At 40.5% G+C, this 24,182-nt stretch carries 13 protein-coding genes; all 13 read right to left on the bottom strand.

Going from position 1 to position 24,182, the window contains the following annotated elements; genetic code table 11:
* Window positions 1–215 precede the first annotated feature (215 nt).
* A complete protein-coding gene (gene glyQ, locus O3652_RS00810) occupies window positions 216–1,133 on the bottom strand; it encodes a glycine--tRNA ligase subunit alpha (protein WP_125413547.1) in 918 nt (305 codons plus the stop codon).
* 35 nt (window positions 1,134–1,168) lie between these two features.
* On the bottom strand, window positions 1,169–1,540 hold the full coding sequence (locus O3652_RS00805) for a GFA family protein (RefSeq protein ID WP_000912017.1): 372 nt from the start codon (window positions 1,538–1,540) through the stop codon (window positions 1,169–1,171).
* A gap of 317 nt (window positions 1,541–1,857) precedes the next feature.
* Window positions 1,858–6,369 (bottom strand): S8 family serine peptidase, encoded by a 4,512-nt coding sequence (locus O3652_RS00800; protein WP_371589989.1) that lies wholly within the window; start codon window positions 6,367–6,369, stop codon window positions 1,858–1,860.
* 289 nt (window positions 6,370–6,658) lie between these two features.
* Window positions 6,659–7,501 carry an aldo/keto reductase gene (locus O3652_RS00795; protein ID WP_049484615.1) on the bottom strand — a complete coding sequence of 281 codons (843 nt, stop codon included), beginning with the start codon at window positions 7,499–7,501 and terminating at the stop codon, window positions 6,659–6,661.
* An 81-nt stretch (window positions 7,502–7,582) separates the two neighbouring features.
* Window positions 7,583–8,974: a peptidoglycan-N-acetylglucosamine deacetylase PgdA gene (gene pgdA, locus O3652_RS00790; protein WP_371589988.1), complete on the bottom strand. Its 1,392-nt coding sequence runs from the start codon at window positions 8,972–8,974 to the stop codon at window positions 7,583–7,585.
* Between the two features lie 103 nt (window positions 8,975–9,077).
* Window positions 9,078–10,805 (bottom strand): septation ring formation regulator EzrA, encoded by a 1,728-nt coding sequence (ezrA, locus tag O3652_RS00785; RefSeq protein ID WP_371589987.1) that lies wholly within the window; start codon window positions 10,803–10,805, stop codon window positions 9,078–9,080.
* 80 nt (window positions 10,806–10,885) lie between these two features.
* On the bottom strand, window positions 10,886–12,832 hold the full coding sequence (gene gyrB / locus O3652_RS00780; protein WP_371589986.1) for a DNA topoisomerase (ATP-hydrolyzing) subunit B: 1,947 nt from the start codon (window positions 12,830–12,832) through the stop codon (window positions 10,886–10,888).
* 13 nt (window positions 12,833–12,845) lie between these two features.
* On the bottom strand, window positions 12,846–13,409 hold the full coding sequence (locus O3652_RS00775) for an HAD-IA family hydrolase (protein WP_371589985.1): 564 nt from the start codon (window positions 13,407–13,409) through the stop codon (window positions 12,846–12,848).
* A 460-nt stretch (window positions 13,410–13,869) separates the two neighbouring features.
* Window positions 13,870–18,402, bottom strand: a complete 4,533-nt coding sequence (locus tag O3652_RS00770) for a glycoside hydrolase family 70 protein (protein ID WP_371589984.1) — start codon at window positions 18,400–18,402, stop codon at window positions 13,870–13,872.
* Between the two features lie 86 nt (window positions 18,403–18,488).
* The gene (locus O3652_RS00765) at window positions 18,489–19,352 is read right to left on the bottom strand and encodes a helix-turn-helix domain-containing protein (protein ID WP_000894364.1); all 864 of its coding nucleotides are present in this window, start codon (window positions 19,350–19,352) and stop codon (window positions 18,489–18,491) included.
* 373 nt (window positions 19,353–19,725) lie between these two features.
* Entirely contained in the window at window positions 19,726–20,280 is a 555-nt protein-coding gene (locus O3652_RS00760; protein WP_371589983.1) for a DJ-1 family glyoxalase III, read from the bottom strand.
* A 10-nt stretch (window positions 20,281–20,290) separates the two neighbouring features.
* Window positions 20,291–21,514 (bottom strand): FtsW/RodA/SpoVE family cell cycle protein, encoded by a 1,224-nt coding sequence (locus O3652_RS00755; RefSeq protein WP_371589982.1) that lies wholly within the window; start codon window positions 21,512–21,514, stop codon window positions 20,291–20,293.
* A 5-nt stretch (window positions 21,515–21,519) separates the two neighbouring features.
* Window positions 21,520–24,009, bottom strand: a complete 2,490-nt coding sequence (locus O3652_RS00750) for a bifunctional DnaQ family exonuclease/ATP-dependent helicase (protein WP_371590082.1) — start codon at window positions 24,007–24,009, stop codon at window positions 21,520–21,522.
* Window positions 24,010–24,182 lie beyond the last annotated feature (173 nt).

Genomic DNA, 24,182 nt, shown 5'->3' with positions numbered 1-24,182 from the left:
AGGTACTGGGGACGTCGCTAACTAACTTTTGTGAGTCTGCAAGGAAATCTTACACCAAATAAACTACGATTTCCAACAGTCTCATCAAAGTGGATTTAGCTGACTGATTTTTGAACCCAAGGTTTCAAAAATCCCCACATAACAGTACGGCGGTGCATATCCCTCTAGCAAGTCTTCGACTTGTCTTTAACGATTTTAGAGCACAGTATTACTTACTATTCTGCGTCTTCTGCTAGGAGTTTAGCTCGTGTTGCTTCATCCAGAAGTGGGTAGCCTAGGCGTTTACGTTCTGCGACAAAGGTTTTGGCTACGACACGGGCCAGGTTACGGATACGAGCGATATAGCCAGCGCGCTCCGTTACGGATACGGCACCACGCGCGTCAAGCAAGTTAAAGGTATGTGAACATTTCAAAACATAGTCATAGGCTGGGTGAACAAGGCCTAGTTCTAATGCACGTCCTGCTTCTTTTTCAAATTTTTCGAAGTTTTCAAGAAGCATATCTTGGTCAGAAACTTCAAAGCTGTATTTTGAGTGCTCATATTCTGGTTGAAGGAATATTTCTCCATATTTAACACCTGGAGCCCACTCGATATCATAGACAGAGTCTACTTCTTGGATGTAAGAAGCCAAACGCTCCAAACCATAGGTAACTTCCGCAGTCACAGGACCAGTTTCCAATCCACCAACTTGTTGGAAATAAGTGAACTGAGTGATTTCCATCCCATCAAGCCAAACTTCCCAACCAAGACCAGCTGAACCAGTTGATGGGTTTTCCCAGTTGTCCTCAACGAAACGAATATCGTGCTCCAACGGATTGATTCCCAATTTTTCTAAAGATTCAAGATACAGTTCTTGGATATTTGATGGAGAAGGCTTCATAACCACTTGGAATTGGTGGTGTTGGTAAAGGCGGTTAGGGTTTTCCCCGTAACGACCGTCAGCAGGACGACGTGATGGCTCTACATAAGCCGCATTCCATGGCTCAGGTCCGATAGCACGAAGGAAAGTGTAAGGACTCATTGTTCCCGCACCTTTTTCATTATCATAAGCCTGCATAAGCATACAACCCTGGTCATTCCAGTAATGTTGCAAAATAAGAATGATTTGTTGGAAAGTTAATTTTTTAGACATTATTTACTCCTTTAATTTATATTATCTTTTTAGATTTATTCATCAAGCAACCAAGAAAAAGCTGGGTCCTGAAAAATATGACGTTTGGGCACAGTTTGTAAATTCTGATCGCATTCGTCTATTGTACCTAATTTCAAAGCACAGACTTCTGGTATATTTTCTTGAGCAGTGAAAATTTGACTATGACAGTTCTGGCAGTAATAGCGTTGTTTCCCTGGAGATGAACTATAGGTAACCAACTGTTCTTTTCCATGCAATACTAGGTTTTTACTACTAACTTTGGCATTCACTGTATAGGCAGATGCAGTTGCTTTCCGACAGAATGAGCAGTGGCAAAAAACTAATTCCGACAATTCCTCATCTAAAGTGTAGGTCACTGCTTTGCATAAACAAGATCCTTTAAGCATTATGCTCCTTTCTACTTAGGCATTAGAGGAAATTCAAAAAGAACCGAATTTCAACACCCAAGCCTTGCGACTAGGGGCGTCTGAAACGCGGTTCCACCCTAATTTATTACTTCATTATTTTTTAAAATACTACAGAAAGCGCCAGTTTCTTACCTTGCCCTACTTGGCTCCCACTATCCCAAGCTCGCTTGAAGAACGCCATAAGACTTTCTTTCCTAGCTAGTATTATAACAAATTTTCTAGCTAGTGTAAACCAAAAATGAGTCTGAAAATAATGTTCCAGACTCATTTAATAGTAAAGCTTCAGAAACTCCTGTTTAAGGATGTCTTCTTGCTTTTGGTTTTTTGCCATGTAGATTTCTCTTGGCTTGTTTCAATGCTGTAATGGCATCTTTAACATCTTCTTGGCTCGCTCCTGGATCATTTAAAAGTTCCTGAGCTTCTTTAAAGGCTAAAAGATAAGCTGCTTTTTCTTTCTTGTCAGCATAGATAAATCTCGCATTCTTTTCTTGGAAAAGGCGTTCATCTTTGACCAGTTTCTTTAGACTAGAGAAGTCTGTAGCTTTGCCATTTAGTTTACTTTTAGCTGTTGCTAGGGCAATGAGAGATTGGTCAATTTGATCCTGTTTGACTTTAGGATCTACAGCTAGTAAGGCAATTTCTTGGAAGGCACGATCATAAGCTCGACGTACTTTTTCCTTGGCATTAGCATAACGTCCAGTTTTAGTCATTGCGTAGTAAGCTTTCATAGCTTCTTTCAAGGCAGCCACGTTCGAATCTTTTCCATTCAAAGCTTTACCAGCAGCCTCAAGACTAGCGAGAACGCCATCAATCAATTCTTGTTTCAACTTGCTTGACAAGGCTGACCGCGCCACTTGGAAAGCTTGGTCATAAGCTTTTCTCTTATCTGCACTACTATTAAAGTAACGAGACGTTTCTACCAGTTCTTTTTGTTGATTTACCGCAGCAAGCAAGGCCAACTTAGACACAATAGATAGACGCAAAGCATTATTTCGACCCGGCTGAACGAGCAAGGAAACGAGATCTTCAAGGAGTTCATATCCAGTTGGCAAGGTGACTTGTACAGTATAACGACCTGTAGCAACTTTCTTACCAAAGGCGTATTGACCGTATTTTTCAGCAGGAAGAGTGATACTTGTCCCATCTTCCCCTTTCAGAACCACAGTAGTCGTCTTTGGAACTGCTTGATTGAAGGAAACAGACACAGGTGCATATTCTAGGAGATTTGCTAGGAAGGTAATGGTTTGGAAACTATTTTCTTCCGTCAAGTCAAACTCTTGGGACAAGGCACTGATAAATTTCAATTCTGTTCGATCATAACTGAAAATTTCTGCTGTATAATGACCAAACTGTAAGAAATGAATCGCTTTTGTCTTGTCAACATCAACATATTGTCCCTTGCTATTTTTGATTCGATAGACGTAGAGGGTATCAATATCTTGGTTTGTTTTCGCATCCTTCAAGGCAATTTTCACTCGACCACTATTTTGATCGCGTACAAGTTCAGCAAGTGAGATATAATCTACATTTCCTGCATAGTCCTCAACAAGATAGTAAATATTAGCCTTGTCAACATCCTTAGGAAGTGTATAACTACCATCAGCATTGGCTTTGATCAGATGGGTGTTCTCAAGCGCACGAGTTCCAGACTGGTCTTTTCCAGTTAGAACCATGGTCCCTTTCTGGTCAAATGGTGTGAGGTAGAAGACTTTTTCTGAAAGAATACCACCTTGACCCACATCTTTTGGTTTGCGAGCTACGAATTCTTGGTTTCCATCTTTAAAGCGAATATAACCACTTGTGATGACAGGTTTTTGAGTATCAATTTGAATTTTAAAGGTCGTGTATTGTTCTTTGGCTCCTGGAACGTCTGGTGTATAACTGATAACATAGTCATATAAACCATCCGCAACAGTATTCCCATCAAAATCCTGGCCTCTCCAAGCAGTATTATCTAGAATATAACTCTTCAGATTTCTACTGTCACCATCAAAATAATTCTTACGAAGATCCTTTGCATCGCCCTCCCAAATAGGATGTTCATGCTTAGTATCCGTAGCCGCATAAACTGTAGCCCTAAGATTTACAAGATTTCTCAAAGCAACCGTTTTATATTCAACTAGGTCTTTGTTTCCATCATCGTTTGGAGAAATAGCAATACGGACATTCCCTTTTTCGTCTAACTGAAGAACATGCTTACCTTCAGCATTTTGTTCGATTCCAAGAACGGTAATTCGGCGTCCTTGGCGTTGACCTTTGGAAACTAGAAGGTCATTTTGCAAGGTGGCTAGATAGGTGGCATCATTAGAGTAGTTAACGGCAGGATTTTCCTTGTCTACTTCCGTGTAAAATCCATTTTTCCCTTCTCGGACAAGATTGTAAATTGGTTTTTCAACAGCGGGGAGATTTTGGAATTCACCTCGGAAGCCCATAAATGCAAGACTCACAACATCCCCATCATCTGCTGGATCTACAAAGCGAACAAACCCTTCAAGGAAATAGCCATTTGGCATTTGTTTGCTGAGTTCAGCAGCAAATTTTCGAGCATCTACTTTAACAGTAACTGTTTGACTGCTGTGGGCTTTGACCGTCACTTCAGGCCAGACTGTCTCTGTTAGTTTTCGAGGTCGAAGGGTGAATTTTCCATCTTGAACTTCGTCTGTATTGGTATTCACCACCATCTTGAGAGTACGGTCAGTATCTGAAATATTGTGTACAGTAACCTTGAAAGTAAATTGATCTCCAATATTTCCCAAAGTCACACTTGGATAACCATTTTCACCCGTTACATAGAGGTCTGTTGACACTGCAGCAGCTGTATCCACAATACCAGAACCTTGCTGACGAGGAGAGGTATAAGTGCCTGTGTCCTTATTAACATGTGGTTTTGCAGTTGACATGATCAAGGCCTTGACAGTCTCTGATACTTGCTCAGGAGTCAATTCTGGATGGTGTTTTTGAAGGTATTCCTTAACCAGAACTGCAACACCCGTAACGTGAGGAGCCGCCATACTGGTTCCGCTGATACTACCGTAGGTATTGTCATTAAAGGATGAGTAAATATTGCCGCCAGGAGCTGTCACGTCTGGTTTCAATTGTCCATCGGTAGTCACTCCCCAACTTGAAAAGTCAGATAGCTGATTGGCTACATCAGAAGGACGATTATCCATCTTACCATTAAAAACAATCTTGTAGTTTCCTGATTTTAAGGCTTCACCATACTGTTTAGAAATAAATACAGAAGGAATTTTCTTTGCTTCATCATCAATAGACATATTGATGTTTGCACCTTCTACATTATTGTAGATCAAAGCACCAACTGCACCGTGTTTTCGTGCATTTTTGATCTTCTCTGAAAAATTCATAGCTCCACGCTGAATGAGGGCAAGTTTCCCAGTTAAATCCAACTTCGCAAAGTCTTCTTCACGACCTAACCCTGCTTCGACGTATTCGTACTCTTTTCCTTTTTCAAAGTCCTTATCTGCTTCAGGTTGACTATAATCAAATTTTCCGTTATGAAGGCCGGCATTTCCCTCTAGACCTTTAACTTCAAAAACCGCTGTTGTCAATGTTTTGTTGTTGACAGAAGCAACTGAAATTGAGTCTTCAACAGTGGATGGATTTCCAACCAAGCCATAGTCTGGGTTTTCGGCTAGTGGTTTTGAATAACCATTTCCGAATGTATTGCTATTTCCTGCTGAGATAAGAACAGATACTCCCTTGGCACGAGCCCGTTTGATGGCATCCACGATATCGGAACCAGCATCCACCATAGAACCAGTGCTAGATCCCAAACTCATATTAATGACATCTGCTCCTAAGGCAACTGCATCATCAATCGCCTTTACATAAAGGGCTGAACTGGTCGTTTTTTGGCGATCTGAAAAGACACGCATAAACATGACTTGGGCTTCTGGCGCAACACCATAGACCTTTTCACCATTTGGTGCTTCTTTATCAGGGTTTCCAGCCGCAATCCCTGTTACGTGCATCCCATGAGAAGTTCTTTCTGCTTCTTTGATCTTATCTGTTCCGTCAAAGTAGTCATAGGCATAGACAACCTTATCGCTATACCATTTACCGTAATCGATTCCAGCAGCCTTTTTAGCTGCTTCGATAGCTTCCTTGTTTTTAAATTTTGCTTTTGACGGGTCTGAAATTCGAAGAACCTCATGATTCAAATCAAGCCCTGAGTCAATAATGGCAACAACGGTACCTGTCCCCTTGTAACCAGCCTTCCAAGTTTTCGGTACTGTGATGATATCATTGCTTGAAAGACTATTGGGTTTTGCAGACTCAGCTTTTTCTTGTTCTTTTTCAGTAGTTGCTGTTTCTCCAGTAGTTTTAGGAGCTGTCGTTGCTTGAGCCTCTTTGTTCTCTATGTTAGAAGCCTTCTCAGTAGCAGGCGCTGTACTGGTAGCGACTGTTGTTTCTTTTTGGACGACACCTTGATTCTCTTCATTTGCAACTGCGCTATCTTTTCCTGATTCTTGGGTTTCAGCAGTTTTATCAACCGGAGCTTCTACCTTAGCATCTTGTTTACTAGCATCCTCTTTAGAAGTTTCAGCTTCTTGTTTCTCTCCAACTACTGGTGCAATCCCATTAGTATTGGTTTGGTCAGTCGCAGAGTTTGAGTGTTTATCGTCTTTTAGCTCTGTCTTAATTTCCTGAGTTTGAGCTTGATTTTCACCTGTACTCTGCTCATTGGCACTGACTTGACTTGCTCCAAAAACCAATGCAGTTCCCAATAAAACTGAAGCAAGACCAAATTTGTATTTCCTTAATGAAAAACGTTGTCGTCTATTCATAAATAATCTCCTTTTTCTTTAAAGTATACCTATTATAACGCAAATAATCATAAATTTTCATAAAAATCTGAATTGTCACAAAAATGTAATATTTACGTATATATTTTGTTTATTTAATTTTATCATTCGTGTTATTTGTTCTATCAAACCAATACTTTCTAAATTCGTTCCTATATTTCAATCCATAAAATTATTTCATTATACAAACAATTTAGATTTTTTATACACAAAAAGACTAGGATTTAAAATTCCTAGTCTTTGTTATTTCGGTATAAATAGATTTTACAAACTAAAAATCCATCTCATCCACACGAGGTGCACCCGAAGTCACTGAAATTGTCTTTAAGACTTCTCGCTCGTCTCTGCTGAGTTCAATCCCAAAACAGTCGAGATTGCTCTGGATGCGAGAGGCTGTTACGGACTTAGGTAGAGGTAAGAAACCTTCTGCCAAACTCCAAGCCAAGGCGATTTGAGCCACTGATTTCCCATGCTTATCAGCAATTTCTTGGACTTCTTTCTGTTCAAACAACTCTCCTTGGCCAAAAGGTCCCCAAGCCTCTAAGAGAATTCCTTTCTCTCTACAGTAGTCAACCACTTCCTCTTGATAAACTCCTGGTGCCAAGCGCACCTGATTGACCGCTGGGATGACTCTTGCTGTCTCAAGCAAGGCATCCAAATGATGGGGAAGGAAATTACTAACGCCGATAGCACGGATTTTGCCTTCTTGGTAAAGGTCCTCCATCGCTCTCCAGACTTCAGCATTGCGAGTTTTCCATTCGTCATTTTCTCTTAAAGGTTTTGGATTTGGCCAATGGATAAGGTACAAATCTAGATAATCCAATCCCAGTTTTTCCATTGATTCTTCAAATGCTTGGCGAGCTTCATCATAGCTGTGATTAGTATTCCAGAGTTTGGTCGTTACAAAAATTTCTTGTCTTGGAATACCGCTATCTCGAATAGCACGTCCAACGCTCTCCTCATTTTTATAGATAGCTGCAGTATCAATATGACGATAGCCAGCCTTTAAGGCTTCTAAAACGGCTTGGTAGGCTACCTCTCCATTTTCAGCTTTCCATGTTCCAAATCCTAGTACAGGAATTGAAACTCCATTATTAAGGTTGTAAGATTTCATCGTTTTTCCTTTCTATGTGAAGAAAATCTAAAGAAACAAAATCCTGATTATCAGAACACTTGCCCCTTTAGATTTTAACAATTATTGATCACGATCGTAATAGATCTCGTGAGCTTTCAAGCGAGAATTGAGCAATTCAGGAACGGTCACAAATGTATACCCTTCACCCTTTAAATACTCAATAACACTTGGTAGAGAATTAACAGAAGGACCATGGATATCATGCATGAGGATGATGGAACCATTGCGAACCTGACGTTGAATCTCTGTCAAAATGGCTGTCTCATTTTTACTCTTCCAGTCCAAACTATCCACATCCCACATGATGAAGCTTAAATCAAGGCCATTTCGAATATCATCAGTGATAGCACCATAAGGTGGGCGCATCAGTTTAGAGCTTGATCCTAAAACTTGAGTTAACAAATCTTCTGTATCAGTGATTTGTTTTTTAGCATCTTCGAGCGAAAGTTGTGAAAGAACGGGATGACTCCAGCTGTGGTTTCCTACAACATGACCTTCTGATTTCATTCGTTTTAGAAGATTTTCATTACCTGCAATGTTTTTACCAAGTACAAAGAAGGTTGCTTTTACACCATATTTAGCTAAAGTATCCAAAGCCTGCGTGGTTGTAGTTGGATTTGGACCATCGTCAAAGGTCAAGGCTACAACTTTTTTATTTTTCTTAGCAAAGTATGCTTGGTAAAGTTCAGCATCCTTTTCTAATAGATAAGAGGACTCAATGACATCAAAGAAACTAGATATTGGCAAAGCAATTTCCTCAACAGTCTCCCCTGGATTAGCAGGATAAAGGATGATTTGACTATCCTTATAATCAAAGCTCCAAGATGTCAATTCTTGGTCTGTGAAGCTCTTTATAACTTGATCAATTTTTGCCTGGTCAAGTTTCTTATCTTCTAGAGTTGATTTGATTTGACTCAGCAAGAGTTCCTTAGCCTTACTTGCATCTTTGAAAAGTTTACTGAGGTCAAAATCTTTCCCATCTTCAGTCAAGAAAATTTTCCCTAAAGAAGTCTTTTCTTTTTCTTCAACCTTTGATGCAGACAAATCGTAGACTTGCTTGCTGACATTACGAGCAACAACTCCCTTTAAGACAGGATCCAACTGCTCAGTATAATAAAAGACCAAATCCTCTTTATCTTCCAGCTTTTCTTTGATATCCTGGTTGATTTTTTCTCTAATAGACGCAATAACTTCCTCTCCTTGCAGAGGGTAGTAGGCAATCACCTCAGCTTGACCTTTTCGGAAATGGTCCTTCTGACTACCTGAGTTGAATTGCTGGTCCTTTTCGCTCTTTAGCGCTTCTATTTTTTGTTCGTAAGATTGCTTTTGTAGTAGCTTATAACCAATAGCACTCCCTAATAGAATCGTAGCAATTCCTAAGATTCCAACAAGGGAAAGCAATATCCTTCTCGTTTTATCGTGAGAAACACGTTTCGCTCTATTTTTTTTCATATTTCCATCATATCAAATCGAGGCTATTATTTCAATGATAAACAGGGATTCTGTCTTTTTTTAGGAAAATAAAAAAGCTTAGAAATCTTCTAAGCTTCTATTTTTAAAAACGAATCGCTTCACGTGTTTTCTCATATGAAGTGACAAAACGGTTTGTAACCCCAGGTTCAGCAACTTCCAAGGCTTGTGAAATTTTTTCAAATGATGCCTTGTAGTCAAACTCTTTTTCAAAAATTTCAAGCGCTTCGTTGAAGGCCTCTTGGATACGCTCATCAAATGAACGGTAACGATTTGAGTATTGCAAGAGTTGCTCTGTCAAGGTTGCATATTGAACAATATCATAGGTTTCTGTTTCAAGTGCTTCCATATCATTTGTTGCAATTTCAAGAATTCGTTTAACCGATTCAATATTCACTTGTGGTTGTTCTAACTCTGCCATCAAATCTTCTGTGTTATGACTTGCAGTAAAGAAAAGTTTCAAGAAACTTTGAGGAATACCTGGCAAGTTTCTCTTCTCCATGTAACGTTTGATAGTATGCAAACGGTTCACATAGACATTTGCTTTTTGGCGAGCATTGAGATCGTCTTTTTCAATTTGCGCAAGTCGTTCGCTAACAGAGATTTGCTCATCCTCTATATCCTTGAGGTTGCTTTGAAGCATTTCCAACTGTTCTTCAAGAGCAGAGTAGGCTTGTGTTGACTCACCTTGATCCTCTGTCACTTCCATGATTGCCGTATCAAGTGCAGCCAATTCTGCTTGAAGACGACGAACATGATTACCATCACTTTCAGGAAGAAGGTAGGTTTTAGTCAAGCGTTCAAGGTCTTGAACAAGCACCTGATTATTTTCTTTCAAGTGGTTAAGATAAGTTGGTAATGTAGCAAGAAGACTTTCAACCACTTTTTGAGCTGCAATTTCACGAGTGAAGATATCATAAAGTGCGTTGATTTCTTCTTGGATGCGATTATTTTCATACTCTGCATTGTCCAATTCCAACTGACGAATATTTTCTTGATTATTTTTCAAAGACTCATGCAAAAGTTGGAAACGAGACTCAATATCTGTTTCTGTAAAGTGATAGTTAGCATCCAAAAGCTTGCGATAGCCTTCTTCCAAATCTGCCAATTGGTCTGGCAATTCTTTTGTCAAGGTTTCAACAAGAGCTGGAATTCGCTCAACGATGTGTGTCAAAGCGAGAATATGATTTTCAGTTGAATCAAGAATTGCTGCGGCTTCAACTGGGTCACCTGATGAATTTAGAGTAACAAATTGAGAGAATTCTGATTGAATGTTTTCCAATTGTTTCTCAATCTCAGGAAGGGCCTTCCCATATTTCTCCGAATCTTCTGCAACGGTATGTTGAAGGGATTCAAACAAGTCCAAGGCATGAAGGACACGGCCACTATTCTTAGATTCTTGTTTTTCAAGTTCAGAAAGGGCATTGCGAATAGTAGCAATATCTTCTTCAATCAAGCCGATTTGGCTCTCAATTTGATCAAGTTTGTGCGTTGCCTTAAAGAAACGGAAAGAATTATTGTAGCTTTCAGCTTCAAATAGGTGATTTTCAATATCAGCAAATGAGTTCAGAGATAAATCAACCCATTTTTGGTTCCATTCACGGAAGGTCACCTGGCTTTGACCAATCAAGTGCATGTTTTTAACGGCTTCAACCTCATCATTTACAGGAAGGTTGTAGAGTTCTTCTTTTCTTTCTTCAAGGGCCGTTAATCTGCTTACATTACGCTTACGTAAAAAGATAGCTGTTACATAAGCTAAGATCAGAATGACTGCAATCGCAACCATTAGATAAATTAGTTGTCCATTAGACATATCAAACTCCTTTTATACTAGAAACAATCGTAATGATTATATCATATTTTTTAAACCAAGGGAACTATTTCCCACATTTTTTAGACGTCAAGTGTACTGTAAACAGCGTTTTCTTCGATAAATTCGCGACGAGGTTCTACTCGATCTCCCATCAACATATCAAAGATCTTATCTGCTTCGGCAGCATCATCTACCGAAACACGCGCCATCAAGCGATGTTCAGGATCCATGGTTGTTTCCCACAATTGGTGGTCATCCATTTCTCCCAAACCTTTATAACGTTGGATCGTTGGTTTTGAACGCCCTTCACTGTGACGTGCTAAGGCTTCTTGGAGTTTAATTTCTTGATCTGCACCAGGTTGAATGTATTCTTTGATCTCACTTCCAACTTTAACCCCATAAATCGGTGGTTGGGCAATGTAAACATAACCAGCCTCTAAGATTGGTTTCATATAGCGATAAATCAAGGTTAGCAAGAGAGTTCGAATGTGGGCTCCATCAACATCGGCATCGGTCATCAAAACGAGTTTTTGGTAACGAGCCTTAGTGACATCAAATTCTGCACCAAATCCTGTTCCCATGGCTGTGAAAAGGCTTCGAATTTCTTCGTTTGCAAGGATTTTATCCATGCTAGCTTTTTCAACGTTCAAGATTTTACCACGAATTGGGAGGATAGCCTGAAACTCACGGTTACGACCAGATTTGGCTGATCCACCAGCTGAGTCTCCTTCGACGATGAAGAGTTCGGCTTCAGCTGGGTTGTTCGAAGAACAGTCTGCTAGTTTTCCAGGAAGATTGGAAATTTCCAAACCAGATTTCTTGCGTGTGACTTCACGCGCACGCTTGGCAGCTACACGAGCCTTGGCAGCCAAGATTCCTTTTTCCACGATACGCTTAGCAATCTGTGGATTTTCCATGAGGAAATCAGAGAAGGCATCGCTGAAGAGGCGATTGGTAATCTTGACTACTTCGCTATTTCCCAATTTAGTCTTGGTTTGGCCTTCAAACTGCGGATTAGGGTGCTTGACAGAGATAACAGCTGTCAAACCTTCACGAACATCTTCTCCTGTCAGGTTATCTTCATTGTCTTTTAGCAGTTTATTCTTGCGGGCATAATCATTGATAACACGTGTCAGCGCTGTACGGAAACCTTGCTCATGCGTACCACCTTCATGGGTGTGAATGTTATTGGCGAAACTCATGACGTTTTCGTGGTAACCGGTTGTGTACTGCATGGCTACTTCAACTGTGATATCATCCATCTCACCGTCTGTGTAGATTGGTGTATCAAAGATAACATCCTTGTTCTCATTGATATATTCAACGTAGCTAGCAATACCACCCTCATAGTGGTAATGTTTAGTCTGTTCGAGACCTTCACGCTTATCTGTGATGGAGATTTGAAGACCTCGGTTCAAAAAGGCTAGTTCTTGAATACGTTTGTTTAATTTTTCAAAGTCAAAAGTTGTTGTTTCTGTAAAAATCTCTGGATCTGGTGTGAAGTGAACTGTTGTTCCAGTTTTATCTGTATCTCCAACCACCTCAAGATCAGCAACAACATGACCACGACGGTATTCTTGGTAATGAATCTTACCGTTTTTATGGACATGAACATCTAGTTGAGTTGAAAGAGCGTTTACTACTGATGAACCTACACCGTGCAATCCACCTGAAACCTTGTATCCGCCACCGCCGAATTTTCCTCCAGCGTGAAGAACTGTAAAGACGGTCTCAACAGCGGGACGCCCTGTTTTTTCCTGAATATCAACAGGAATTCCACGCCCATCATCCACTACGGTGATGGAATTATCAGGCTCTATAAAGACTTGGATGTGGCTAGCAAACCCAGCTAGGGCTTCGTCAATTGAGTTATCAACGATTTCCCATACTAGATGGTGAAGACCTTCTTTTGAAGTCGATCCAATATACATACCTGGACGCATACGAACAGCTTCAAGTCCCTCCAAAACTTGAATTTGACTGGCATCATAATCCTGTGCCTGTTGATTTTTGATTTCTTCTGTCATTTTTTCCCTTTTCTTACATGTCTATTGCTTGTCTCAATGTCGCAACGTTATTAAAAAGATAGGCATCTAAGCCAGCAGCTTTACCTGCTTCTACATCAATATTTCTGTCACCAATGACCAAACCAGATGTAATATGATATTTATCACGTAAATAAATCATGGACTCAGGATCTGGTTTTCGTTTAAAGCCAGAACTGGCAGTCACCACCTCGGTGAAGTAGTTCGCTATCTGGGTCTTAGCAAGAAGTTCTAGCACTTGGTCATTTCGATGAGAAACCAAGAAATGGCGACCACCCTTGTCCGAAATATCTTTGAGTAATTCTGGAATTCCCTCAAACAAAACTGGATGCTCTAGCTCACGCGCTTCATTTTCTTTGTAGTTCTCTAAAAACCCCTCGATATTTGGTGCAAACTTCTCGATGGCAAAAGCTGTCGAAACCTTCAAAGCTTCGTAGACACGGTCGTGTTCTTGCTCTATTCCATATTGGGCTAAGGTTTCTACAAAGGTTGCTGTAGAAGACTCATAATTATCCAATAGGGTACCACCTAAATCCCATATATAGTCGTGATATTTCATACCCTTCATTATACCATTTTTTTATGAAAAAAGCGATGATTTCCTAGATTTTTCGGCTCTATAATTTCTATAGAGTGTAAAACACTAATGCATCTATGGAGCCTTTTTGTGAAGAATAGCTCCTCCATGAATAATCAAGCAAAATCTTTCTTCTCTCAAATGTACAAATTTAAAAATAGAAATTACTAACAACCGCGTCATTATTCGCAAACGAAACGCTTTTGGATTTCCAAACTTTAAAAATAGAATCCTCATTGCTTTGAATACCACATTAGAGAGCAGAAAAAGATTATTCCAATATGGAATCTCTTGTTAATTCATTTCAGTTTCCAATGATTCCATCTTTCTTTTCAATTGTCATTTATTCTCCAAACAGGCAAAAAACGATAACGTCCTTTAAAGGAGTTATCGTTTTTGTATATCATCAGATAAAGTTTGATTTTTATTGAGCTACATTCGATTAGTTTCTTCCGAAGTTTTGACCTCTACCATCGCGGTCAAAATACATCCAACTTCCATCTTCAAGTTGAATCCATTTGCTTCGAGCCATATCCCCTGAATTGGCATCGAAATATCGACTAACTCCATTCACATCAACAACTTTTCCTTTGACTTGCTTGCCATCTTGCGTGAAATAGAGAGTCTGTTGACCAACCTGCTGCAAGCCTGTCACTGCTTTACCAGTTTGGTCAAAGTAATACCATTCGTTCTTGGCACCTTCTGCAAACTTGCCGACTGCCATTTCCCCTGAGTTGGCATCAAAGTAACGGATACTCTTATCTGAACGTGTCACGATTTTACCCTTAACTTGCTTGCCATCTTGGTCAAAGTAAAGTGTTTGTTGACCAATCTTTTGAAGACCTGTCACTGCTTTACCAGTTTGGTCAAAGTAATACCATTCGCTCTTGGCACCTTCTGCAAACTTGCCGACTGCCATTTCTCCTGAATTGGCATCAAAGTAACGGATACTCTTATCTGAAAGTGTCACGATTTTACCCTTGACTTGCTTACCATCTTGGTCAAAGTAAAGTGTTTGTTTGCCAATCTTCTGAAGGCCTGTCACAGCAACTCCATCTGCTCCGAAATAGTACCAATCACTTGGGTTATCACCCTGAGCAAAACGATTAATAACAGCATTTCCTGAATCCTTGTCAAAGTAACGAAGTTTGCCATCCTTAGCACTCACAATCTTGCCCTTAACCTGATAGCCGTTTTCATCAAAGAATTGCTGTCCATCTCCTATCTTGACAAGACCTCGAGCCATAACACCCTTGGCATCAAAGTAACGCCAGTTTTCACCATCAGTAGTGTAGTAACGGTTGAGAACTTGGGCACCAGTTTGATCATAGTAGTACTGATTACCATTTTCATCTTCACGGATAGAATCACGAAGTTGAATACCATTCTTCAAGAAATAAACGTGCTTGCCATCAATTTCATGAGCACCTGTTACAAGATAGCCTCGTTTATCGAAGTAATACCAATTTCCATTTTCATCTTGGATAAAGGAATTTTTAGCTTGATAACCACTAGTTGAATAGAACTTAGTACCATTGGCATCACTAACAAATCCTGTGTAAGCATTCTTATTAACTAATTGCTTAGGCAATACCACCTCACCATTTTTGTTAGTGAGATAGTCGTTGCTAGCCCAGTCTTTAAGAACATAGTAAGCACCACGACCTAAGATATTGGTACCATTGAAGTACTTAGCCGACCACTTGGTAATCTTCTCATCTGTTGTCATCTTTTGACCATTGGAAATCTGTACTCGTTCAAAGATTTCTGGATATTTAGCTTTGAGTTCATCTAAGAAGGCTCCACCGTACTTACCTTGGAAATCAGTCCCATTGGTCTTACTATTAGCTACATAGAGTTTTTCCTTAATTTCTGCGCCTTCACGGTAGGTTCCATAGTTGTTGACACGTGTTGCTGTTACTACTTCCTTACCTGGTAGGTTATAGATTTGGTCTGGTACCCAGTCCGCGATGGCTTGGATATTGACACTGTGAAGCGCACGAAGAGCATTGAGCAAATCTTTTAGAGAACCATATTTATTGTTCTTGCTCATTGCCATATCGTAGCGGTCTTCAAAGGCATAACCATTCTGAATGATAGAATCTAAGAAGGTACCGTCTTGGCTAGATACATACTGAGGTGGTAGCTCAAATGAAGTTACTCCCCATTCCTTGAAGAGGTTGACATTTTTAGCAATGACTTTATTGGTATATTGGTCATCGCGGGTTGCAAAGTCTTGGAAGTTAGAGAAGCCTTCGTAAATCAACTGAGAATCAAGGGCTGCGCTAGATTCGTAAACTTGACCACTAGCATTTTTCTTCTTGCTTGCTGTTGTACGAGCATCCTGATCTGCCTTAGCGCCAACTGGTACCCAAACAGCCAGATATCCAGAAACTTGGACATTGCTGTAGCCTGCGATATCATTCATATCAAAGGTCAAAACACCATTAGCATCTGTCTTCTTCCAGAGCGATTGCGGCACTTCTTCGTCAGTTAGATAGCGGGAAATGCCATCTTTGGTCGTCAAAAGCACAGGGCGATAGTATTGATTCTTGTGGGCTGCTCCCATATTGACTTGCAGTTTATCCCATTCGTTCAGTTTCAGGTTAGGGTTGTTAGAAGCAATAACAGCCATCCCTTGAGTACGAGTTTCTGCTGTTCCTTCATCTGTTGCTTCATTAGCACCCGTACCGTAGCGCACAGAAGTCAAAATACCATTGTAAGACCATTTATCAGCCTCACGAGGTACACCCATATAAGTGACTTTCATGTCTTGTCCACCTGCTACATACTTAATACGAGCACGCAACAAGGCATCGATAGCGTCGTGGTAAGGAGATTTTTTCTCCATGTATTGACCATCATCGGTATAGAGATCACCATAGTAGACCCGAGTGATAGAGTCTTTATTGGAGAGCATGAGAGCATGAGCAGTTGGGATGTTGAACTGCGTATATTTCTTGTCCGCCTTGCGCATATCTTCGTTGTAGATCTTGAAGGCTTGCTTGAGTTCATCCATGGTAAAGGTCAAACCATCCGTATTTGGATTGATATTTTCTCGAATGATGTCGGCAATAACAGTTTGTACTTCACTATCATGAGCCCGAACAAAGATATAGTTAGCCATTCGTTCGCCATTTTTCTTTTCAGAAGAACGGTCATTTAGACTATTTGTAATCGTTGGCTCTACTCCGCTACGGATAGATAGATTACGCATGAATGAATAAAGCAAGGACAAGCGTAGCTTGTTGTCAATTGCTAGTTGAGCACCCTTAGTATCTTTGTTGTAGTCAGGATCGTTATCAGACCAAGCTTCCAAGATAGACAAATGCTTAATAGCTTCTTCTTCACTTTCTCCAACCTTGTAGCGAGACTTGAAGTAGTCAGATGCGATTTGGAGCAAGTCTGCGTTGACATTGTCCACCGCATCGACACGAACTCCATCAAAATTAGCAGTCGGATCATTGGCTACGATGCTTCCAAAGTTCATCATAAAATGCAACCAGTTGAGTTGTTCGGCCTGAACAGCTGGATTAGAATTGTCAAAGTCGCTAGAGAGCAAGAACTCATAACCACCGTTTGACTTGTCAATGAAGTACTTAGGTGTACCTGTTTGACTAGTAGGGGTACGGTTAAGCAGACGGAACTTAGAGTCAGCATGAGAGCTCTTCTCATTATTAGTATAAAGCAAAGCTCCACCCTGCAAGTGGTCCTTTTTAGTACCAGTTGTTTCAGACTCTGACTTGATATTCCAGTTTGGCTGGGTTTTGACAAAGGCACCCATCAGCGTTCTCAACCATTTGGTATCGCCTTCTTTACCAATTTTTTCCTCAATTTTGCGCTGAACCTGCTGAGAAGCTCCTGTCAGGAGAGCTTGTTCAACTTTGTTTTCAAAAGCACCTGCTCCCAGACCTTGCTGGTTCATATAGTTGAGGTAATTAATCTGAGTACGTTTATCAGGCCACCAAGCCATCAAAAGAGGACGTAAGTCTGTTTCTGTCGATGCCGTCCATGTTTTTCCATCTTTTAAGATGAACTTTGGACGATACCAGCTATCTGCTGTCAAATAACCGTCTACAGTTTCAATATCCTTGTCAGTCGTACCATAGAAAGCATTCTTTTGGGAGAATTCATTATTGAGACTGCTGGTTCCTTGTTGGAACTGATATTCATTTGAATCAACTAAGGCACCAGTTTCTGCATCAAAATAAAGTATTCTACCATTAAGTTCAACTGCAAAGTTCTTTTTAACTGTACCATCGTCCTGAACATAGTAATTTTTACCATCAATGGTCTTAATATGAGATAGGACATCATCATCATGGTCAGCATTTACAGGTGCAGGTTGAGCCTGATCTGCTACCATTCTTTCAGCTACTGCTCCTTGTTTTTGAGCAGGTTCGGGCAAGCGATCTTTCTTTGCAACCTTTGGATTTGCAACAATCTTGTCTGCAACAGCCGTTTTTTCTCGTTTGTCGCCTTCTTGGTCTTGGGCAGTTGTTGGCCCTGCTTGTTTATTCTGCTCTGCTACTTCTGTTTTAGGAGTTTCTGTGATTGCATTAGCAGCTTTAACTTCTTCAGCAACAGCAGCCTTTTCTGTAGATGCTTCTTTCGTATCTGCTGGTTTAGCAGGCTCTTGAGCATTGGTTTGAACTGTTGCTTCTGTATTTTCTGCTGGTTTAGCAGACTTATCACTAGCAGTAGCATCGCCTGTCACCTTGTCTGCAGGGGTTGCTTTTTCTGCTTCTTGCTCAGATGCTATTTTAGCTTGGGCTGGAGTTTGCTGACCCGGACCACTAGTCTGAGCTGTAGCAGGTTCTTGAACTACAACCTGCTTTACATCATCCGCATGGACAACGCCTGGTTCTAGACCAAGTACCTTTGGTGCTACAATAAGGGCCAAGGTAGTCAAAGCAATGGCTACCCAGTTTTTCTTAACTTTATGCATCTTATAATGAATCTTTTTCTCCATCATAAAGCCTCCTTCTGAATTTAGTATAAAGTTATGCCCTTATTCTAGTATATTTTTCAAAATGATCATTTTTTGTTGCACATCTACAACTATGAAAGGCAAATTCTTTCAAACTGTTCTTTAAGTTTTTGGGCAACACCAAAGGAATCTAAAAATTCAAAAAAAGATAGGCATTGCTCGATGTCACTGAGAGCATTAGTATTCCCAACCTTGTAGGCATACAGAGCCCGATGATACTTAATCAGCGTTCGATCATATAGATCTGTTTCAGGAATTTTAGAGTGATCGAGATAATTGAGAAACCTCATAGCAACTAGCAGATGGTTTCCTTCTATACAGACGCTAATGACATTAAGTAGCATCTTGATAATACGGCGGCGATTTTCAGGTAGGTTGTTATAAAACTGGGTACGATTGATCATCTCACTAGCGAAGGTTTCCAGCGTTTCCAAGGTCATCAAATCAACACTGTTTGTAAAGAGCCAGAGTTCATAACGCCCCCACTCCTCAACAGAAAAGAGATGATCCGTCAGAAATTCTATATCCTTCTTGCTAATCTGAAAATCTGGGCAACAGGAAGACAGAAGAGCTCTGACAATGATCGTATTGAGTTTATAGTTTTTCTTCTCAGGAAACTGTTCGGTCAAAGCTTCTGAGCTAGACAAAATATTCTGGAGCTTGACAACATTGTTTTCCTGATATGCATCAGCTACTTTTTTTGAGAACAGCACATCATCTGAATCAATGTAATTATGGTAAACATACTGAAACTCCTCTAGGGAAACAGCCATATTTTTTAAACAACAATAAAAAGAATCAAGTGTGATCCCATTGACTCCCCTTTCAAAACGGGATAGCTGAGCCACGGAAATATCACCAGCAGCCACCTCTTTCAGGGACATTTTTTTTGATTCTCTAATGACTTTGAATATTTTTCCGAAAGTTTCCAACATATCACTCCCCCAGTTTCGTATATGCAAAAAATTCTTACTAATTTTAATATACTAGTAACACGTTTCAATTATATTACAGAGAAAGTACTTTATATTTCAAATTAATACAAGCAGATTAATTCGCATGATAAGACCTTTTAATATAGCATTTATTGAATATTATATCTTTTTCATGAATCTATTGATTTCAGTAACAATCTGAAGTATTCTATCTAACAACTTGAAAACACTAACATTTCTAGAGATAGATTTCCTTCTTATACTAGACGAAGCTTGATTGATTTATAAAAGTTTGATATAAAATCGCAAGACAATCATATGAAACATTTTTTAGACATGGAGTAAATTAAAAAACGAGAGCCGAACTCTCGTCTTACTGTTTGTTTCCAAAGACATCTCGATAGAGCATGCCGTCTCGTAAACTTTCGGCGTCTCCTCCTAATTGCTCTACGAGCTTATAGGCAAAGGCAAGTGCGGTTGACGGTCCTCGGCTAGTTATTAGATTACCATCTACAACCACCGTTTGCTTTTGATAAATTCCGTCAGTAATTTGCTCCTGAATTCCGTCATAACAAGTAAAGTGTTTGTCTTTCAGGACACCTGCTTGATGGAGGGCGATTGGGGCTGCACAGATGGCAGCAATTTTCTTTCCTGCTTGGTCAAAGGCTTTAATCTGTGAAATAAGCGCTTGATTATCTCGTAGGTGAGCTGATCCTGGCATACCTCCTGGAAGAACGACCAAGTCATAATCGGACAAACCACCATCAAAAACACGATCAGCTTTTACCTGAATGTCATGTGACCCTGTCACCTGCTCTTCAAATCCTACCATATCACATGAAATGTTTGCTCGACGCAAGACATCGACTACTGTCAAGGCTTCAATTTCTTCAAAACCCTGGGCTAAAATAACTGCTACTTTTGCCATAGTGACCTCCTTATTTGATTTGTTTTAGGACGACTTTCTTTCGTTTGAATGGAACTTTTCCACTTTTCTCTTCTGCTAGGTTTGTCTGGTAACTCATAGACAAGAGGAGACCGACACCGATGAGGTTACTAATAATTGCGGATCCACCTTGAGAAATAAATGGTAGAGGAATCCCTGTCAAAGGAAGTAAGCCTGTCACAGCGCCGATATTTTCAAAGATATGGAAGAGCAACATCATGATAAAACCAGTCGAAATGTAGGTGTAGAACTGGTTATTTGACCTGAGAGTAATCTTCAACATCCGATAGATGAGAAGTAAGTACAGGGCAACGACAAAGACCGAACCAATGAAGCCAAAATCTTCAGCAATCACCGTAAAAATCATATCACTTTCACGTACTGGAATGAGGAGATTGGACACATTGAAACCTTGCCCAAACAAGCCACCACTTCCAATCGCAATTTGTCCCTGCGCCTGTTGGTAAGTCGTTGTTTGCGCGAAGTCAAAGGGATTGAGCCAAGCCAAGATGCGGTTGATCTGGTAAGTTGGCATCCCAATCTGATGCAAGAAGGCACGCCCATCCTTGCTTATAAAGATGGCCATAAAACCTACAACTGCAGTCACCCCTGTCGCAAAAACCGGAATGATAATCTTCCACGAAACACCTGAAAGGAGAACCATACCGGAAAAAATAGCTACAAAGACCAAGGCAGTCCCCAAGTCACTTTGTAGGGCTAAGAGGATCAAGACTGGTATGGTAAAGGCAATCATCCAACCAATCAATAGGAAATCCAAGGGAATAGTTCGTCGCCATTCCTTGTGTTTTTGAGTGAATCTTACAATGGCTCGAGCCAACATCAAGATATAGGAAATCTTCATGAACTCCGATGGCTGAAAAAGTGTCGTTCCACCAATCGATACCCAGTTCTTGGCACCTGTTGACGCTACAAGATTTGGATTGTAGAAAACAAGAGGTAGGACCATCAAAGCTAGCCCTAGATCATAAAGATAGGGAGTCACCTTCCATAAAAATTCGGTATTAAAGAACATGACCACAAAACCAATGACAAGGCCCAAGGCAATCCAAGCGATTTGCTGACCTAGAATTGGTAATACATTATTTGGATAGTCATGACTAACTGCTATATAAATGGCCACTACTCCAATCACCAGTAAACAAAACACTGGTAGGAGGAGGCTATAATCGACTCGAGAGTCGAAGGAACGTTTCATATTTTTTACCTTTTCTCTTTCTGGGATTTTTCTTTCATTCTATTGCGACGAGATTGGAGAAAATCAGCTACAGCAGGCTCTAGCTGTTCTCTAGAAAGAACCTGAACAGCCCTTTCTTTTGACAAGGCCTGAGCGATTTGTTTGCCGTAACGCTTGCTAACGACACGACTGTCTAAGATTAGAGCAATCGAACCTTGGTCAGATCGTCTAACAGTACGACCAAGGGCTTGCTTTAGTCGAATGATCGCCATCGGTAACTGATAATCATAGAAAGGATTCTTCCCTTCTTGACGCAGTTCTTGGTTTAATTTTTTGGTTAACGGTTCTTGGGGATTTTGGAAAGGCAATCTCGGAATCACTTGGATCACGCAAGGATGGGTTGAAAAATCAACTCCTTCCCAGAAACTACCTGTTCCAAGCAAGATCTGGCGTTCGCCTTTTTCAAAACGTTTTTTCAGTTGGCTTGGTTCCCCATTTTTATACTGAGCTAGATGCGGTTGGTCTAGCAGGTCCGAAACTGCCAGCAACATCTCTTTTGAGGTAAACAAAACCAATAAGGGTTCTTGAAAGGCTTGTAAGCTTCGAATGACAGAAGCCACTTCACTAGCATAGTCAACAGGCGAAACTTCTGTCACAAGAGGAAAATCATTGACTAGAAAGACTTCTTGTTGCTCCTGTTTTGCTACATCAAGCCTAACAAGTGGAGCATCCGGAAATCCCAATAAATCTGCTAGGGAAACCCGATTGCTGATTTCAAGAGTAGCCGATACTCCTAGGAGCCTACAATCTTCTGGCAATAAGTCTGCTAGTATAAAGCGGCCTTTTTTACTAGAACAAATCAAGACATCCTTGCTCGATTTCTCTGCTGTAGCAAGCCAAAATTCACGGTCCGAGGTGAAAAAGTTTGCAAGCTCTCGATACTCTGGGAGAGCTAACTCCGAAAAATGCTGGCGCAACTCTTCGAGAGAATCCAACCACTTTCCATTCTTAAGGCCTGACTGATAGTGCTCCATCAAGTAACGACATTCAAAGCCGATACTCTCAAGCAAGCGTTTCTGAACCAAATCTTCCTCTGACTCTAAGGACTTTTCAATTTGAGTTACAAGATCCTCTAGGCGATAAGCCTGCTGGGCTAGATTTTCGAGAGCTAGCAGCATTTTTTGAGCTTCATCCAAAATCACCAAACGATTGTCGACAAACTCGGGATTGTCTTCCAAACGAGTGACCAGATAGGCATGATTGGTCAGAAGAACACGACTGGTCTCGGCCTTTTCCTGCCCTCGTTTCCAAAAATCCTCTGTAGCAAATAAACTTTTCTTTGAAAGCTTGCCATCGTGGACTAGTTCCGGCAGAAAATGCTGGTAGCGATAAAGCTGCCCGATTTCGTCCAAATCACCAGTATCTGTCTCCGTTAGCCAGATGAGCAGTTGCATTTTAAAGCGAGTAAATAGACGATTGGACTCCGGTCGATGGAGGACTTGGTGAAAGGCATCCAATTTCAAGTAATTTTGAGGCCCCTTGAGACTATGGATTTCCAGATGGAAAACCTCTTTTAAACGCTGACCTTCTTCTTGCATGATCTGATTTTGAAGAATTTTGGTCGGAACACTCACTAAAATCCCTGCTTGACTCTCCGAGTTCAAAGCTGGGAGGAGATAACCATAAGTCTTGCCCAGTCCCGTTTGAGCTTGGATAAAAGAAGTCTGGTGTTCTTCCAATAAGTGCTCAACCTTCTCCGCAAATTCCAACTGTTGCGGACGCTCCTCCAGCCCCAATAAAGAAATATTTTTAGCAAAATCTTTGGATAACTTTCGTGGGACTAAGCCTTTGCTTTCCTTTCTGAGAAAAAGCCCATGAAGTTCCATCAAGTCCGGTAAAGACAAGAGAGATTGTTGCTGATAGACCTCCTCAATCACCAGATAACTTTCATAGAGAAGGTTGTCTGCAAGGTTTAACAAGCTTTCTAAGAGCCCTTTAGGTAGCTCAAAAAGTTTTTGACGCATGTAAAGCAAGAGTTCAGCTGTTGCCTGAGCATCAGACAGGGCAGTATGGGCATGTTCCAGCTCAATGCCCAACTCTTGACAAAGGATACCTAGATTGTATTTTTCAAACTGAGGATATAGAACTTGGGCAAGCTCAACTGTATCCACCCGCGGTGTACGCAATTCATATCCTTCAAAAAAGAGGAATTCTGCAAGAAGGTTAGCATCAAACTGTACATTATGCGCAACAAAAATACCGTCCTTAACCAATTCAAAAATTTTTCCGGCCACCTGAGAAAACTCTGGTGCCGCAGCCAAACGCTGATCGGTCAGACCCGTTAATTCTTTGATATGAGAATCCAAGGGTTCGTGGGGATTGACATCAGTCGCATACTGATCGATGATGTCACCATTCTCAATCACCACAATGCCTACTTGAATAATTTTTGCCTTGCTTCCGGTGCTGGTCGCCTCTAAATCAACGACCACATACCGATCATTTCTCGCATTCATCATTAAAAATTATATCAAAAAAAGCATGATTTGACACCCCTCAACTTTGTTAACAATCTTGCTTCATTTGTGAGTTTAATAAAAAATCAAGACCTTAAAAGTGAGAATTTTTCGTAAGTTCAGCAGTTGGTTGCTGGTTCTGAGGTATTTAAAAATCTTACCAGAAAAATAAA

It is taken from the genome of Streptococcus sp. 27098_8_23 (genome assembly GCF_041432195.1).
Lineage (GTDB): Bacteria > Bacillota > Bacilli > Lactobacillales > Streptococcaceae > Streptococcus.
This window is presented reverse-complemented; position numbering and strand designations above follow the sequence as displayed.

Coding starts and splice junctions, on each gene's coding strand:
- glyQ (WP_125413547.1), bottom strand. CDS start 1,133: ATGTCTAAAAAATTAACTTTCCAACAAATCATTCTTATTTTGCAACAT.
- O3652_RS00805 (WP_000912017.1), bottom strand. CDS start 1,540: ATGCTTAAAGGATCTTGTTTATGCAAAGCAGTGACCTACACTTTAGAT.
- O3652_RS00800 (WP_371589989.1), bottom strand. CDS start 6,369: ATGAATAGACGACAACGTTTTTCATTAAGGAAATACAAATTTGGTCTT.
- O3652_RS00795 (WP_049484615.1), bottom strand. CDS start 7,501: ATGAAATCTTACAACCTTAATAATGGAGTTTCAATTCCTGTACTAGGA.
- pgdA (WP_371589988.1), bottom strand. CDS start 8,974: ATGAAAAAAAATAGAGCGAAACGTGTTTCTCACGATAAAACGAGAAGG.
- ezrA (WP_371589987.1), bottom strand. CDS start 10,805: ATGTCTAATGGACAACTAATTTATCTAATGGTTGCGATTGCAGTCATT.
- gyrB (WP_371589986.1), bottom strand. CDS start 12,832: ATGACAGAAGAAATCAAAAATCAACAGGCACAGGATTATGATGCCAGT.
- O3652_RS00775 (WP_371589985.1), bottom strand. CDS start 13,409: ATGAAATATCACGACTATATATGGGATTTAGGTGGTACCCTATTGGAT.
- O3652_RS00770 (WP_371589984.1), bottom strand. CDS start 18,402: ATGATGGAGAAAAAGATTCATTATAAGATGCATAAAGTTAAGAAAAAC.
- O3652_RS00765 (WP_000894364.1), bottom strand. CDS start 19,352: ATGTTGGAAACTTTCGGAAAAATATTCAAAGTCATTAGAGAATCAAAA.
- O3652_RS00760 (WP_371589983.1), bottom strand. CDS start 20,280: ATGGCAAAAGTAGCAGTTATTTTAGCCCAGGGTTTTGAAGAAATTGAA.
- O3652_RS00755 (WP_371589982.1), bottom strand. CDS start 21,514: ATGAAACGTTCCTTCGACTCTCGAGTCGATTATAGCCTCCTCCTACCA.
- O3652_RS00750 (WP_371590082.1), bottom strand. CDS start 24,009: ATGAATGCGAGAAATGATCGGTATGTGGTCGTTGATTTAGAGGCGACC.